Source organism: Aquirufa nivalisilvae, assembly GCF_004307455.1.
Classification (GTDB): domain Bacteria; phylum Bacteroidota; class Bacteroidia; order Cytophagales; family Spirosomataceae; genus Aquirufa; species Aquirufa nivalisilvae.
Window position 1 is genome coordinate 464,524 of the sequence record NZ_SEWX01000008.1, and the last position, 16,313, is coordinate 480,836.

Genomic DNA, 16,313 nt, shown 5'->3' on the forward strand with positions numbered 1-16,313 from the left:
AAAAACCAAAATAACCATTGCTAAGATTTATCCTACTCTCTGAAATTTAGGTTAGGAATTGATGGTAATTAGATGAATTTTCTAAATACCTTGTTATCTATGGTCATGTCATCAAGCCTAGAAAATTGAAATTTTCGCTAGGATATGATAGAAGTGAAAATTTCAAAGAAAATATGTGATAGATGCCGTCGTTTTATTAGATAAAGCGCAATAACAAGCTCCTAGCATTTATTTGTTAGCCAGATTAATTATGTCAGCAAATTTAGAAGAACTTACTACTTTAGATGAAATCGTATTTCAACATAGAAATCAAGCATATGGCGCATTTCAATTAAGAAACAGTTATCCTTCTACACTAAATAAATCAGCTCTAAAAGGGTCAGCTATATTTACTATCGCTATTGTTTTGATGTTTTGTGTGCACCTTTGGTTAGATGCCCGTTCCGTAAAAACAGATGCGAGTAAAGAAGTAACAGCCGAAGTCATGCGTTTGGCCCCTCCTCCCCCTGTGAAAAAACGAGATGAATTAGCACCTCCCCCTCCTAAAGAGATTCCCAAAGTTACCACAACCAAGTTTTTACCCCCAGAAATCAGGCCAGATGATGATCCTGAACCTGTAGTTAGGCCGCCTGAACAGGACAAAATCAAGGGAAATCCCGGTAGAGTGGATGCCATTGGTGATGTTAACGAAGGACAAGCTGACGGTCCAGAAATAGAAGCTGAGCCACCCGTCATTGCTTTTCCATTAAACAATGGTATATGGGAATGGCCAAGTGGCAAAAGCCTTCAAAGTCTAATTCCAAGTGGTTCAACGGCATGCTCTATTGACTTTAAAGTCAAAATTAAAGCTGATGGAACAGTAAAAGAAATTCAAGCCAACAGCGATTGTGAAAGTAATGTGGAGGGAATACTAACTAATTATTTTAAAAACCATCGTTTTGTTCTGCAAAACACCAAAAAAGTGGGTTCTGGAATAGCAGTCACTTCAAAAAAAGATTACATTTTGAATTAATGCGCAATACTCAATTGAAAATTGACATGATGACGGCAAATAAAACAGCCTTTTTTTACACACCTATTTACCTATTTTTCTTCATCATTGGAGTGGGAATCTTGATGCCCCATCAAGTTATGTCACAAGACTCCAACATCAACAAAAGTCCAGCCGAACAATTTAGAGTAGCTAAAGATTATTACAACGCAGCCAACTATGCGGCAGCAAGAATGGAATTTTCCCTATTCTTAGAAAAAAATGCAAAAGACTTTGATCGTAATTCCAATGAAATAGTTGACGCTGAGTTTTTTATCGTTTTATGTGACTTTTACATCAATACTACTCGAGCCAAAGTAGCTGTAGAACGATTCATTGCCAATCATCCCTCTAGTTTAAAAACATCTATCCTTGTTAAAGAAATTGGAAGCTTTCTCTATAAAGCGGGTGAGTACCAAGATGCTATTCAATACATCGAACAGCGAGTTTCCATTTTAGATCCAGAAATTCGTTTTCAGTTAGCCATTTGCTACTTACAAGTTGGCCTAAATACCAAAGCTCTTAGCTTGTTTGAGTTATTAAGCAACGACGATAATGAATCGGTGGCCTATGCGGCCTCATACTATTCAGGCCTATTAAAACTGAACTTAAAGCAATATTCTGCTGCCATTTTTGATCTAAAAAAAGCAGATGAAGCACCATTTCAATTAGCCCAAGTACCTCTTTCTGATTCTGTCTGGGTGAGAATCAAACGACAAATACCCACCATGATTACTCAGGCTTATTACCAAATGGGGCCTGATAAGTATGCTGATTTAATTGCCTATGCTGAGCCCATTATCCTGAATGACAAGCGAGCAGTGGAGAAATCTGATATAGCACGACTTTTGGGAGATATCTACTTTAATCAAGGGAAATTCAGCAAATCGGCTGAAATTTATGCCCAATACTTATTGATCAATGAAAGCAAAAGGGCTGTGTTCCAAAGTGATACGGAAGGCATTCCGCTTAAACAAGCATTCTCCTTGTTTAAATCTGGACAATATCAGGAAAGTGAAATCTTATTGAGTAAACTAATAAATAAAGAAACCCTAAGCGATTCATTAAGTCAATTAGTACATTACCAAATTGGTATGTCTCAATTTCATCTCAAAAATTATGACGCGGCAGGTACTTCTCTAGAAAAAGCCATCCTAATTAATTGGGATAAATCTTTGTCTGAAGATGCCTATTTCAACCAACTTGTTGCATTAGAAAACCGAGGTTCATTTGATATATTATTGTCTAAAACAAAAGACTTCTTGCGTCAATATCCGCGTAGTAAACACCTTACTCAACTGAACAACATCATTGTTCACGCCATCAGTGAAAGTAGCATTCAATCCACAGGCATTCACCAAGTCAAAGAATTTTTCACGTACAATTATCTAGCAACGGAAGAATTCAAAAAAGCCTATCAAGAAAGAGCCTATGCTCTAGCCATAGAACTTTTTGATCGGCCCGATAATCTGGTTCATGTAGATCAAATACTGGGTTTAATTGAAGAAATAAAAGCATATCCTATCAATCCCCAATTAGTCTTTTTAGCCAAGGTGTTACAAGGAGAGACTTATGGCTTTTTAGCCAAGGCATACCAACAAAAGAAAAAAGGTGCCTTAAATAAAGAGGAAGAAAAAGTTCATCGGTATTATTTGAATCAAATCATTCAAATCTATACTTCGATACATCAAATCTCCATTCCGAGAAATCCAGGAAGAGAATTAGCAATTGATAGTTCGGCTTTAAAATTTCAAATAAAATCAGCCCTTTTGAATACGTTGATTGACCTAAACCAACAGAGACCTGTTCAGTTGGCTTTGTCCACCTATTTATTTCACTCGCCACTGGCTGATGCGGCAACACGCAAAAAGGTCATTGAAGTTTGGAAATACAATTCTACCAAGGAAGCCACTGAATACCAAGAAAACAACATTCTAGCTCAAACTATCGGTCTATTAGATACGGCCTACAACAAAGGTGGTGCCCAAGAAAAAGAAAATTATTTGTGGGATAAAATTAAGATTCTGGAGAAGCTCCGTCGCTATGATGATGTCAGCGATTTATATGGAAAATTCTTGAAAGAATTCCCCAATTCTCCGAACAGAGAAATTGCTACGTTGAACCAATGGATCAGTTTATATCAAAAAGGAGGGCGAGAAAATTTAGTTCAAGCCATTCAAGGTTTCACCGATATTTTGAAAAAGAATCCTAAAACGGCTGTTAATTATAAAAGAGCATTGGATTTTAGATCTCAGACTTATGAGAAACTTTCCATTCTTTCTCAAGGTGACGATCAAATGTCCTTTGGAAGGTTAGCCATCCAAGATAAAGAAGAACAACTAGGTAGTAGCCAAGGTGATACGATTCGAGTAAGTGTGGTCAATAAACTTAAAAACCTATACAAGAGGTTGAATTTAGAGGTAGAATGGGTGAAAAAACATTACCAAGAATATGGTAGCGAAGAGAAGTTTTGGGAAGATTGTATGGAACTATATCAAAGTAAGCGTTGGGATGTAGCCCGTATTACCTTGTTAGAATTCCAGAAAATTTATCCCAATTCAAGCAATAATAATGTCCTATTAAAAAATTTAGCGGCAAGTTCGGATAGCTTACATGATTACCCCAAGGCGATTGAATTTTATCAGCAAATTGTTAACAAAAAAGATAAATTCAAATCTGCCGAAGTTATCAGTGCAGCCAGAAGAACGGCGGAATTAGCACTAGAAAATAACCAAATGGATGTAGCTATCAGCTCCTATCAATTTATCAAATCATACACTAAAGTCAGTCGTTATCAAAAGTTGGCCAATGAGAATTTAGTCAATATCTATCTACAATCGAAGCAATTGGATTCGTTGTATAACTTAACCTCAACTTGGGATGATTTATATGAAGTGGATGAGAAAAATGAATTCTATCAAAAATATCTCCAGATTTCTGAAGAAGCCCAACAAACTGAGTTAGTAAAAAAATGGTTGCAAAAAATCAGCATCAATAACCACTTGAGTCCAGTGGTTCAACAGATTGTTATTGGAGCTGAGGCAGAATTAAAATACGCCCAACTCTTATTCCAAGAAAAGAAACACATCGAATTAGACGAGTTATTAGATAAAACCTTGATTCGCAAAATTGTTCCCACGAACATTCGAACTAAAAAAACCTATTTCAGAGGATTGTTATTGTATGCTGACAATTTAATGGCCCTTGATCAAAAAGATAAAGCCATGGGATATTATACTGCTTTAGCTCAAAATATGGCCAAAGAGAATGATGTGAGAAATTTAGCCAAAAGTCGATTAAAATAGAGAGAACACTGCATGAGAAATTCATACTTACTATATCTTCTTCTTTCCATTGGCTTTATTTTTAAAGCCGAATTGGCTATGTCATTTGTCCCCCAGACAGCAGACACCATTCGCATTAATCGGGAAGTTAATTTAGGCGAATTAAAACTTTCACAAGAGAAGATCAAATTACCCACTTTTCAAGATAAAAAAAGTAACCAAAAGCCTGTTGAAGTTCCGTTGAATTGGAGTAGCCAAGAGGAGCATCCCTTGAAATGGTCAAAAATCAATCCAAGAGATGGTGAGGTTTTTGGTCTAGATTCATTGAACAATAACATCATTCGAGTTGGTGCAGGAAGCTTTGGCTATACTTACTTAAATTTAAACTTGAATAAAGCTGATCAACGTTTAGGTTTTTATTTATCCCATGATGCTTATGCGGAAGGTCCAGTAGCAGATATCTTCTCTCAGAAAAAACTGAATAATATCAAAGTTTGGAGCCGCTCCAGAGCCGATAGTAAATTAGAATTAGAAACACATGTAGCTTATTCTCAATTGGGCACAAACTACTACGGGTTTGAACCAGGACAAAAAATTCCCAGCTTCCGAGATCAACGTTTAGTGTATGACACTTACAATTTTTTTGGAAAATTTGGTACCAATATCCCTCGATCAACTTTTGATTTTAACGCCAGTATTGATGTTTCAAGAATCAGTAATTTAAGTGGCATCAGTGAATTAACAAGTAATGGCTCTTTCTATTCCAAGATTAAATTGAAGTCTAACTCTTTCATCAATTTAAGTGGTGAAATGATCCTTTCAGAATATAAAACGCCTGCGATGACCTTGACTAGGAGCTTTTCTAGACTTAGGCCCTTTTATACATTCTCCAACTATTTTGTGACAGTATCGGCAGGTGCCCATTTCTTACAAGAAACAAGTGATGGTCCAGAACCTGCAAAAACCAGCTTTTTCCCTCAATTTTTGATCGACTTTTCTAGCCTAGACTATATTCATTTCTTTGCAGGATTAGGCGGAGATGTCCAATTCAACACTTATGCGAATTTTGTGAAACAAAACCCTTGGGTTGCACCTAACATCTTGTTGAAAAACTCCTCGCAAGTTGGGAATCTATATGCTGGAATTAAAGGAACCAACCGAACGGATAAAGATAAAGCTGGCGACATTGATTTCGAATTAAAAATAGCCTATTCAGAATATACCGATTTACCCATAATCACCAATTCAACCATTGATCCAACTCAATTTGTCCTAAGTTATGTAGGGGGATTAAAAAAGGTTCAGGTAACTACATTTTCAGGGAATTTTGACTTACAAGTCAGTAGATCCATTAAAAGTGCCGTTCGATTTAATTATGACAGCTATGAATCTTTGGGAGATTTAGAAAAAGCATTCCATAGGCCTGCTTGGAAAGTGAATTGGAACGGTACCATTCTATTGGGCAATAAACTCTCTGTCATTCCTACCATTGAATACATCAATGGTTTATATGCTTGGAGTCCCACCGAATTAAAGGTGAAAGCCATGGACGAGATTTTTGATTTAAATTGCCATATCAATTTTAACTTTAATGAAAAAGTTGCTTTGGGGGTAAATTTGAATAATTTATTAAATAGAAATTTCCAACGGTACCTGAATTACCCTAGCCTAGGTTATAATTTCGGAGGAGTACTTACTTATTCTTTCTAAACTAAACTCATTCCAGCTTTTTAAATTAATTTTGTGCTATGAGTCAAATCGAGGAACTAAAGAAAAAAATCCCTACCCACATCACGGTATTGGGAGGTGGAAGTTGGGCAACTGCTCTAGTCAAAATATTGTCTGAAAATCAAGTCAAAATCAAGTGGTGGATTCGAAGAAAATCGGATGTTGACTTTATCAGAAAATACAACCATAATCCTAGTTATTTAACCGATGTGGCCATTAATCCACGTAAAGTAAAGACATACCACAAAATGTCAGATGCGTTACATGGGGTAGAATACATCATTTTAGCGGTTCCAGCAGCTTTTATTCCTAGTACCTTAAAAGACCTGAATAAAAAGCATTTTGAAGGCAAAAAAGTAGTCTCCGCCATCAAAGGCATGATTCCGGATGAAAACATGTTGGTTACCGATTGGATTGAACGAGAATTCAATCTACCCCTGGGTCAAACTTGTGTTATTGCCGGACCTTGTCATGCGGAAGAAGTTGCTTTAGAGAAACAGTCTTACCTAACCATTGCATCACCCAACTTGGCATTGGCACAGTCTTTTTCAAACCTTTTGAATAGTCGTTTCTTACAATCTCACGCCATTGAAGATTTATATGGGGTGGAGTATTGCGCCGTAATCAAAAACATCATTGCCATGGCCTGTGGTATCACCCGTGGCTTAGGTTTTGGGGACAACTTCCAAGCTGTACTAGTAAGTAATGCCATGCAAGAAATTAAACTTTTCTTGGATGCTGTTTATCCAGAAACCAACCGTGACCTAAATAGCTCAGGGTACTTAGGTGACTTATTGGTAACTGCCTATTCTCAGTTTTCAAGAAATAGAACTTTTGGAAATATGATTGGTCGGGGTTACTCCGTTAAATCAGCTCAGATTGAGATGAATATGATTGCAGAAGGATATTATGCTGTGAGAAGTATTTACCATATTTCTAGACAACATAAAATCCAACTACCTATTATCGAAGCGGTATATGCGATTGTTTATGAGAAAGCCAATCCTCAGTTGGAAATGAACAAACTGAAGGGCTTCCTTAAGTAATTACAAAAAAGAACGAATCAATTCTGCTGTTTTTGCCAATGATTCCTGACTAACCTGCAATTTTGCTTGAGTAAAATTTAAGTCGTTGGCGGTATTCATAGGCACTAAATGCACATGAGCATGAGGTACCTCTAGACCAATCACAGCTACACCTATACGTTTGCAAGGAATAGCTTTTCTGATAGCTGGCGCAACAGATTGAGCAAATTTCATCAGGTTTCCCAATGTTTCAGGCTCTATATCAAATATGTAATCTATCTCTTGCTTGGGAACCACCAACACATGGCCTTCCACTAAAGGCATCACATCCAAGAAAGCAAGAAATTGCTCATTCTCAGCAATTTTGTGACAAGGGATTTCACCTGAAATTATTTTGCTAAATATTGTGCTCATATTAATCTACGCGTCTCAAATTACATCTAGAAATAGGCTTGATAATCAGGGGTACTTTCTCCAATTTTACCGCATCACTATCTAAACCAAACCACTTATCTTCTGAATTCATGAACTGTTTTAAGAAGAAATAAAACTTCATGACCAGTCGATCCATCAGAGGTAATTCATTATCAAATGATAAGAATTTCTCTAAGACAACAAATCGAAAATCCCCAATTACATTTTGCTCATTCAAGGACTTATACCGAGATGTAATATCTACCTCACCACGGGCAACCATTTCTTCCACGACTTTTCTAAAGTACAAGTTGATTCTTTGCTCCACCCGGAAACCTAATTTAAAATTCACTTTGATAATATCATCTGGCTCTATCACGGTCACCTTATAATCCATAGTATAGGGCTCATCCAAGGTATCTACATGGACAAACCAATAAATATCTGCCCGCTTAGGTCTACGTTGGAAGATGGAATAAATAATCTTAGATTCAATATCAGAAACACGTCCAGCATTCGACATAAATACCAAGTGTGTCGCATACTTAGGGATGGTTTCATCACGACTAAGCTCTTTTAAAGGCTCCACATAATCAGCCAGTTTTTCGTATTCCGTCAAGTCTTTCTTAATGCGTGTAGCTCTAAACCATACATACATAACCAATAAAATGACGCCTGCAATAAACAAGGAAACATAACCCCCATGTGAGAATTTCTGCAAATTAGCCACTAAAAACGCCCCTTCTAAGGAAATGTATACGACTAAAAATAAGAGTATCCACCACATGTCAATCTTCTTAATGTGCAAGTAATAAGCCATCAATGATGTTGTCATTAACATAGTCAGCGTAATGGCCAAACCATAGGCTGCTTCCATGTTGGAAGATTCTTTGAACCAAAGCACAACACCCACACAACCTAACCATAAAAAGATATTGATGGAAGGAACATACAACTGACCTTTTTGATCAGATGGATAGATCAAACGCACCTTTGGCCAAAAGTTCAAACGAATAGCCTCAGAAATTAAAGTGAATGATCCTGAAATCAAGGCCTGACTTGCAATCACAGCAGCAGCTGTTGCAATACAAATACCCGTAAATAAGAATTCTCTTGGTAATAATTCGAAAATAGGTTTTCTGCCGTCAAGCAACATCCCTTGATGATGCAATAACCATGCACCTTGACCAAAGTATTGAAGTAATAAGGCTATTTTAACAAAAATCCAGCTGATACGTATATTATCTCGACCGCAATGTCCTAAGTCGGAATACAATGCCTCCGCTCCTGTGGTACATAAAAATACAGCACCCAAAGTCCAAAAACCAGCCGTGCCAGCTTGATGGGATGTTAATAGTGCCCAGGCATAATGTGGAGATACAGCTCTCAATATACTCCAGTCATGTTCTATCCATAACAAACCCGTGATGGCTAACATACTAAACCAAAGTAACATGATAGGACCAAATAACTTCCCAACGACCTTGGTTCCTAATATTTGAAAGATAAAAAGTCCAGTCAGAATAACTAAAACAATAGGGACAGTATCCGTAACATATGGTAGACCTTCTTTCGTTTTCAGCATTTTTAATCCTTCTACGGCAGAAGAAACAGAAATGGGTGGTGTTATAATACCATCAGCTAATAAGGTTGCCCCACCAATGATGGCAGGTAAGGTTAACCATTTGGCATGTCGACGAACCAATGCGAAAAGAGCAAAAATCCCCCCTTCACCTTTATTATCGGCACGAAGTATTAAAACAACATATTTGAGGGTGGTTTGAAGGGTTAATGTCCAAAAAATACAAGACAATCCTCCCAATATCATCAGTTCATTAATCGGATCATTTCCAATGATGGCCTGCATAACATACAAAGGAGATGTCCCAATATCTCCGTAGATGATACCCATGGCAACGAGCAGTCCAGCTGCAGTAGCCGTGTTTTTGTGTTTGTGTTCCATTATAATGTGTGGGAGCGTAAAATTATTACCAAGCGAATCTGTTTATCGAAAGAATGCAAAAATTGCAAAAAATTGTACTATTATTGGTTAATTTCTTGAAATATTTCAAGAAACGGCAGCAAATATACCTTCAATTTTGATATAAAAAACAGCTATTTTCTATTTTCTTAAAATTGATGTAAAAAATTGATTTACAGCTCCTAATTCCCACATTTTCAGAACAAATAATTTTAACTTATTGAAACCTAAGAGAAAATAAAGCTCCAATTAACTTCTTTGACCATTTGAAATATACGCGAAAAAAAAGGGAAGCTTTTTGCTTCCCTCATTTATGACTATTTCAATGTCTGGTCAAATAATCCCATGGTTCTTGTCCAAGCCAGTTTTGCCACTTCGGCATTGTAGCGTGCTGGTGAAGAATCATTGTTAAAGGCATGTTGCGCTCCTTCATATACGAAAATTTGATAATCCTTCTTATTGGCCTTTAAAGCCTCCTCAAATGCAGGAATCCCGGCATTGATCCGCTCATCTAAACCAGCATATTGAAGCATCAATTTCGCTTTGATTTTAGGCACATCAGCTACTTCCGCTTGTCTTCCATAATAAGCCACAGCAGCAGTTAACTCAGGATCCATCACTGCCATGGAATTAACCATGCCTCCACCCCAACAGAATCCAACTACTCCAGTTTTCTTATTACTGTTTTTCAATCCACGTAAATAATCTAAGCCACTTTTTATGTTTTCCAAGTTTTGAACGGCGTCCAATTTGGCAAACAAGGCACGACCTTCATCTTCATTGACAGGCGTACCCCCAAAAGGAGAAAGCGCGTCAATTCCTAAAGCAATGTAACCTGCTTTGGCAATTCGACGTGTTACGTCCTTGATGTGTGGAGTCAATCCTCTGTTTTCATGAATGACCAATACAGCACCCAATTTTCCTTTGGATAATTTAGGCTGTACTAAATAACCTTTCATGGTACAATTTTTGGAAGGATAAGAAACATCCTCCATCAATAAATCAGCATCTTGAACCGATACTTGATTAGCCATGGCATAATTACCTTCTAACAAGGGCAAAATTGCTAAGGCTGCGGCTGTCCCTCCAGTTAATTTGCTCAACTTAGCTAAAAACACTTCTCTTTTTAATGGTTTGTGGGTGTACTCATCAAACAGATTAATAATTTTCTGATCCATCTTTTTTTTATTTAAGCATGTGAGTGAATGTATTTATAGAGCTCTGTTTTAAAGTGCATAGTAATATCCAAATATAATATTCATTTCATCTTCGGAAGTTAAGCCAAAGCGGATAATGCGATTCGTATTGTTATCATAGGTGACCACTGATGTTAATCCTTCTCCAGCCTTTAACTCAATCACTTTGGAGAAATTAATAACAGTCGGGTGCGCCCAATCTGTACTTTCATAGATAACTTCACCGTTTCTGGCACCTCCTTTAATTTTAATCTGAAATAATTTACCCCATTGATGGGTATGAGAGGTTAATGAAACGATGGCCACAGCCTTATCAAAAATAAAGTCCTTTGAAATGACCGTTTTTTGGTTGGCTGGTATCGTCAAATTTGTATTATTGAAATCAATCATTTGGACCACCTTTTTCACCTGGTCGGCTTTAACAGTGTATAGATTGACATAATTTTCGCCAAATATTACTTCATTCGTTTTATTAAAATAATGTGGGTTCAAATCAATGGAACTGTTGGCAGGAAGCAATAATGCTGTTCCTTCTGGAAAAGAATAATCCGAGTTAGGGTCAGTTCCCCCTCCTAAGAATATGTGATTTTGCATTTGCAAAAAGGTAAAAACATTGATGCTATTATCACTGTTTCGTAAATCCCTCACTTCATTCAAATTGGGTAAGGTTTGTTTATTTTCAAAATCATATAAAACCATGTGGTGGCTATTGGGCCTTGATTTCAATTTAATACGAGATACATATATTGGTGTTGAATTATTTAGAGGCTTCCTTACAAAAAGCTCTCGCTCAAAATTTGGGGCAACAGAAAACTTATCCACTTTCAATTGTAATCCTTCTTTTCCTTCAGCCGAAGGTTCATTTAAAGGGCTAAAATCCGAACTAACAGCATAGCTAGGAGTAGTATCATCTAATAATTTAGCATCAGCCACTTCTCCTTTTTCTGGAGCTCCAGCTTCAATCCAGTTCTGGATAAATTTCAACTGCCCGACCGAAAGCGGTTTGCCTCCTAAAGGCATAGGAACACCATAATCTATACTGGAATGATGAGCCACATCCCAATTTAATTTGTGATATAATAAACTTTGAGTGGATTGAAATTTAGTCACTCGTAAAATTTTATTGATAACAGCATTTGGATTTTTAGCGGCTACACCTACTAGTTGGGAATAAGCTGTAGACTTCGCCAGCACCAAGCCATGCTGAGCAAAAGACGCGTCAGTTGTAGCTAGATGACATCCGGAGGTGGCACAGGAGGGCGTGAAAATTTTGTCTTGAATTAAATCAAATGAAGAAGTAACAGAACTAACAGGTTTCATGGAATTATCAGGTTCCACTGCTTGCTTGGTGCAAGCAGAAAAAAGCAAGTTTAAAGCAACAATTACCCAAAAACTGTTTTTCATCGTAAGGTGTAAATATCGTATACTTCGCCTGGCAATATGCGTAATACTCTTGCCAAAACCAATAGAACTAATTTTCGAGAAGCTAGCCAAATAGGTAAAGATTGCTTCTCTGCAAACAAAGCTAATGTAATCTGTTGATTTTCATGCAAATACTCCATTAACCATTTTTCAGATGGTCCAAAATTAAATTGTATCCCCTCTTCATGTTCCCTTCTCAATATTTGTTTCATTTCTTTACTCGCCTGAACGGTTCTGTCCTTGATTCGCACATAACATTTAGGTTGAGGTTCGTCAGCTAATTGAACTAAATGCGGCTTATCGATACTTGGAAATATATGATATACCAAAATAGCCCTTTGAGAATCTATTTCTACTCGATAATTGGTGTAGGAAAAAACTGGAAAACAATACTTCTCAATGGCCCGGTCCAACAAAAATTGTTCTTCATCTACAAACTTTACTCCCTGAACTAGCCCCTCATCACTGACGCCAACTAGAAGTATACCTCCATCGGTATTAGCAAAGGCCACCATTTCTTTGATAATTTTCTCTGGGAACTTGACCTTCATTTTGAACTCCAAACGCTGGCCTTCACCTTGCTTAACTAAGGTTTTTATAGCCTTCAAGTCCAAAAATGGAGATTTGTCCTCCTCCATTCCCTCATTCCACCAGATCTCTGAGCCTTGATGCATCCTACTATGTTTATCGTTATGAATTTACAAAAGATTTATTTCCTTCATGTGAAGTCTTGTAAATCTTTTTAAAATCAAGTATAGTAATTCAATAGACATTATGTATTTTTGTGAAAATTTTAAGAGTATGGATATTTCAACCATTGAAAAAACCTTATTAAATCTTTCCCTAGAAGAACGATTGCAGGTATTAACTCAATTATTCCCTCAGGAGAAAATTGTATTTTCGACTTCTTTTGGTCAAGAAGATCAGGCAATTTTATATGCCATAGCTAGCCAATCTCATCCCATTCAAATATTCACTTTAGATACTGGCCGTCAGTTTCAAGAATCCTATGAATTAATGGATTTGACAACTAGAAAGTATCAAATTACCATTGACACATTTTTCCCAAAAACGGAATCGGTAGAGAAACTAGTGAAAGAAAAGGGATTCAATTCATTTTACAGTTCGGTAGAAAACAGAAAAGAATGCTGTTTCATTCGAAAAATGGAGCCTTTATCCCGAGCTTTGCAAGGTGCAAAAGTTTGGATTACTGGCTTACGAGCCGAACAATCTGAAAATAGAGCGAATATACCCATTGTGGAATGGGATGAACAAAGACAATTATTCAAAATAAATCCATTGATTGATTGGACATTTGATGAATTAAATCAATATTTAGTAGACCATAAAATACCGCAAAACCCCTTGCACAAAAAAGGTTTTATCTCCATTGGTTGCGCACCTTGTACACGTGCCATTGCTGAAGGAGAGCATCCAAGAGCAGGCAGGTGGTGGTGGGAAAACTCCCAAAAGGAATGTGGATTACACGCCTAATTTATTATCCATTTTATGACAAATTCAACCATTAAAGACAAAATAGGACAGTTTCCAAGAAAATTGGAAGATGAATCTATTTATATCATGCGTGAAGTTGCCGCCCAATTTGAGCGTCCAGCTTTACTGTTTTCTGGAGGTAAAGATTCGATTACCTTAGTAAGATTAGCTCAAAAAGCATTTTTTCCTGGGAAAATCCCTTTCCCATTGGTACACATTGATACAGGACATAACTTCCCTGAAACCATTGAGTTTAGAGATTGGTTAGCCAAAGAAACTGGGGCAGAACTCATCGTTCGTTATGTACAAGACTCCATTGACCAAGGAAAAGCTAAAGAAGAAACGGGTAAATATGCCTCTCGCAACATACTTCAAACCGTAACTTTATTAGACACCATCGAAGAATTCAAATTTGATGCTTGTATTGGTGGAGCGAGAAGAGATGAAGAAAAAGCCCGAGCAAAAGAACGTATTTTCTCTGTCCGTGATGATTTTGGGCAATGGGATGCCAAAAGACAAAGACCCGAGTTATTTGATATGCTAAATGGCCGTATAGCTGTTGGTGAAAATGTACGTGTTTTTCCTATTTCCAATTGGACTGAATTAGATGTTTGGAATTACATTAAGGAAGAAAAAATGGAAATCCCAAGCATTTATTTTTCTCACCAGCGCCAAGTTATTGAACGCGATGGTATGCTTTGGGCCGATTCAGAATACTTGAATAAAGAAGCTGATGAAATCCCATTTGAAGCTACCGTTCGCTTTAGAACGGTTGGAGATATGACTTGTACTGCGGCTGTTGAATCAGATGCCGTGGAAATTGACATCATCATTGAAGAAATTTTATCTGCTGAAATCTCAGAACGTGGTGCTCGTATCGACGATAAACGCTCCGAAGCCGCCATGGAAAAAAGAAAGCAACAAGGATATTTTTAACAGGAGAGAGAAAGGAATATGGATATTTTACGCATAGCTACTGCAGGTTCTGTAGACGACGGAAAAAGTACATTGATTGGTCGATTATTATATGAAACCAATTCAATTACCAAAGATAAAATTGAAGCATTAGAAAGTGCTTCTAAAAGAAAAGGTCTAGACTTTTTGGACCTTTCACTTCTAACTGATGGATTAATTGCGGAGAGAGAGCAAGGCATCACCATTGATGTGGCGCACATTTATTTCTCCACTCCTACACGTAAATACATTATTGCAGATACCCCTGGTCACGTGGAATATACCCGTAACATGGTTACTGGTGCTTCTAATGCCAAAGTCTCCTTGATTTTGGTGGATGCTCGCCAAGGTGTCGTAGAACAAACTGCCAGACATCTATCCATTGCGGCATTACTCCGCATTCCCAAAGTCATCATTTGTGTGAATAAAATGGATTTGGTTCAATACGATGAAGCCAAGTTTGAAGCCATCAAAGATAGTTTAAGTTCTTTGGTCGCTCAAACCACATTTGAAGGTCAAGAAATAAGCTTTTTACCAATTTCTTCTTTATTTGGACAAAACATCACCCAAGCGGCTGATAAAATGCCTTGGTATCAAGGTAATACCTTATTAGGCGAATTAGAAGCATTTGAATTTGCTGAAAGTTTAGCTCATGCACCCGCACGTTTTCCTGTTCAATGGGTTATTCGCCCTAAAACAGAAGAGTACCACGACTACCGTGGCTATGCTGGAAAAATTAGTTCTGGTACATTTCAAGTTGGGGATGTCATCAAAGCTTTACCCACTGGCCAAGAAAGCACCATAGCTTCTATTGAAAAATTTGGGGAGCAATTAGAGCGTGCTGTAGCTGGAGATTCTGTTGTGATAACGCTAACTACCGACGTGGACATTTCACGTGGAAATTCATTGGTATTGGCTTCTGATACTCAAGCTCCTCAATTAAAAGATTTTGCTGCCCACATTTGCTGGTTAGATCATCAAGCTTTAAGTCCTGGAAAAACGTACCTTTTACAGCATGGTGTCAACTTAACCAAAGCTAAAATTTCACAAATTACCGAGAGGTTGGATGTGGTAGCTCAAACGTCAAGTCAAGACGTAGACTCTCTAAAACTCAATGAAATTGGAGGAATACAATTGCGTACAGCGCAACCCATCATGGCTGATGTTTATGCAGAAAATCCATCGAATGGAGCATTTATCTTAATTGATGAGTTTTCTAACTCAACAGTAGGTGTAGGTTTCGTCAAATAAACCTATTCATATTTTTTGGGGGCGTACAAGAAACCGAAAGCTTCTGCGCCCTCTTTTTCATGCACTTCATGGTGTACATAATGTGCTTTAATCAAGCGCTTTAAATAGGTATTTTTTGTCTTAAACTTGACCTTGATTCTTCGATGTACGATGATATCATGAAAGATAAAATAACATAGGCCATAGCTCGCAATCCCTAAACCAATCCACAATAAGGGCCGATAAGCCTCGATTTCAGCACCTATGATGATGGTTAGGGTGGATAGGACCCCAAATACCACCGAAAACAAATCATTTTTTTCTAATGCATTTTTATGGTGGACATGGTGCGACTCATGCCAATTCCACATTACTCCATGCATGATGTATTTATGAGTAAACCAGGCTATACCTTCCATGAGTAAAAAAGTACCCAGCCACATTAATATTTCCATGATTTCCTTTTTCAATTTCAACCGAAATTACATCGAATTGTTTTAAAATTCCACCTTCCTCTTTGAGCTAAATCAATTATCTTTGTAGGCTATAATGAAA

13 protein-coding genes are annotated in these 16,313 nt (G+C 37.3%); 7 read left to right on the forward strand and 6 right to left on the reverse strand.

The window, feature by feature from the left end; all coding sequences use genetic code 11:
- Window positions 1–250 precede the first annotated feature (250 nt).
- The 4 genes from EWU22_RS12975 (at window position 251) to EWU22_RS12990 (ending at window position 7,088) form a co-directional block, all read left to right on the forward strand.
- Window positions 251–1,012 (forward strand): hypothetical protein, encoded by a 762-nt coding sequence (locus tag EWU22_RS12975; RefSeq protein ID WP_130925877.1) that lies wholly within the window; start codon window positions 251–253, stop codon window positions 1,010–1,012.
- A complete protein-coding gene (locus tag EWU22_RS12980; protein WP_130925878.1) occupies window positions 1,012–4,335 on the forward strand; it encodes a tetratricopeptide repeat protein in 3,324 nt (1,107 codons plus the stop codon). The genes EWU22_RS12975 and EWU22_RS12980 overlap by 1 nt, the downstream gene beginning before the upstream one ends.
- A 78-nt stretch (window positions 4,336–4,413) precedes the next feature.
- The gene (locus EWU22_RS12985; protein ID WP_130925879.1) at window positions 4,414–6,024 is read left to right on the forward strand and encodes a hypothetical protein; all 1,611 of its coding nucleotides are present in this window, start codon (window positions 4,414–4,416) and stop codon (window positions 6,022–6,024) included.
- A gap of 38 nt (window positions 6,025–6,062) precedes the next feature.
- Window positions 6,063–7,088 carry an NAD(P)H-dependent glycerol-3-phosphate dehydrogenase gene (locus tag EWU22_RS12990; protein ID WP_109324099.1) on the forward strand — a complete coding sequence of 342 codons (1,026 nt, stop codon included), beginning with the start codon at window positions 6,063–6,065 and terminating at the stop codon, window positions 7,086–7,088.
- Here EWU22_RS12990 and EWU22_RS12995 read toward each other — a convergent pair whose 3' ends face one another.
- From EWU22_RS12995 to EWU22_RS13015, 5 genes are all read right to left on the reverse strand, one after another.
- Window positions 7,089–7,481 (reverse strand): HIT family protein, encoded by a 393-nt coding sequence (locus EWU22_RS12995; RefSeq protein ID WP_109324100.1) that lies wholly within the window; start codon window positions 7,479–7,481, stop codon window positions 7,089–7,091.
- 1 nt (window position 7,482) lies between these two features.
- Window positions 7,483–9,444: a KUP/HAK/KT family potassium transporter gene (locus EWU22_RS13000; protein ID WP_231962903.1), complete on the reverse strand. Its 1,962-nt coding sequence runs from the start codon at window positions 9,442–9,444 to the stop codon at window positions 7,483–7,485.
- 335 nt (window positions 9,445–9,779) lie between these two features.
- Window positions 9,780–10,640: a dienelactone hydrolase family protein gene (locus EWU22_RS13005; protein WP_130925881.1), complete on the reverse strand. Its 861-nt coding sequence runs from the start codon at window positions 10,638–10,640 to the stop codon at window positions 9,780–9,782.
- Between the two features lie 48 nt (window positions 10,641–10,688).
- A complete protein-coding gene (locus tag EWU22_RS13010; RefSeq protein ID WP_130925882.1) occupies window positions 10,689–12,062 on the reverse strand; it encodes a monooxygenase in 1,374 nt (457 codons plus the stop codon).
- Window positions 12,059–12,754: an AlbA family DNA-binding domain-containing protein gene (locus EWU22_RS13015; protein ID WP_226998220.1), complete on the reverse strand. Its 696-nt coding sequence runs from the start codon at window positions 12,752–12,754 to the stop codon at window positions 12,059–12,061. Before EWU22_RS13015 ends, EWU22_RS13010 begins: the two co-directional genes overlap by 4 nt.
- Window positions 12,755–12,881: 127 nt before the next feature.
- Between EWU22_RS13015 and EWU22_RS13020 the strand changes: the two genes are divergently transcribed.
- From EWU22_RS13020 to EWU22_RS13030, 3 genes are read left to right on the forward strand one after another with little or no spacing between them, the layout of a single operon-like run.
- Window positions 12,882–13,574: a phosphoadenylyl-sulfate reductase gene (locus EWU22_RS13020; protein WP_130925883.1), complete on the forward strand. Its 693-nt coding sequence runs from the start codon at window positions 12,882–12,884 to the stop codon at window positions 13,572–13,574.
- A 15-nt stretch (window positions 13,575–13,589) separates the two neighbouring features.
- Window positions 13,590–14,510 (forward strand): sulfate adenylyltransferase subunit CysD, encoded by a 921-nt coding sequence (cysD, locus tag EWU22_RS13025; RefSeq protein ID WP_130925884.1) that lies wholly within the window; start codon window positions 13,590–13,592, stop codon window positions 14,508–14,510.
- A gap of 18 nt (window positions 14,511–14,528) precedes the next feature.
- Window positions 14,529–15,779 (forward strand): sulfate adenylyltransferase subunit 1, encoded by a 1,251-nt coding sequence (locus EWU22_RS13030; protein ID WP_130925885.1) that lies wholly within the window; start codon window positions 14,529–14,531, stop codon window positions 15,777–15,779.
- Between the two features lie 2 nt (window positions 15,780–15,781).
- Here the strand turns inward: EWU22_RS13030 and EWU22_RS13035 are convergent, their stop codons facing one another.
- A complete protein-coding gene (locus EWU22_RS13035) occupies window positions 15,782–16,213 on the reverse strand; it encodes a sterol desaturase family protein (RefSeq protein ID WP_231962904.1) in 432 nt (143 codons plus the stop codon).
- Between the last annotated feature and the right edge of the window lie 100 nt (window positions 16,214–16,313).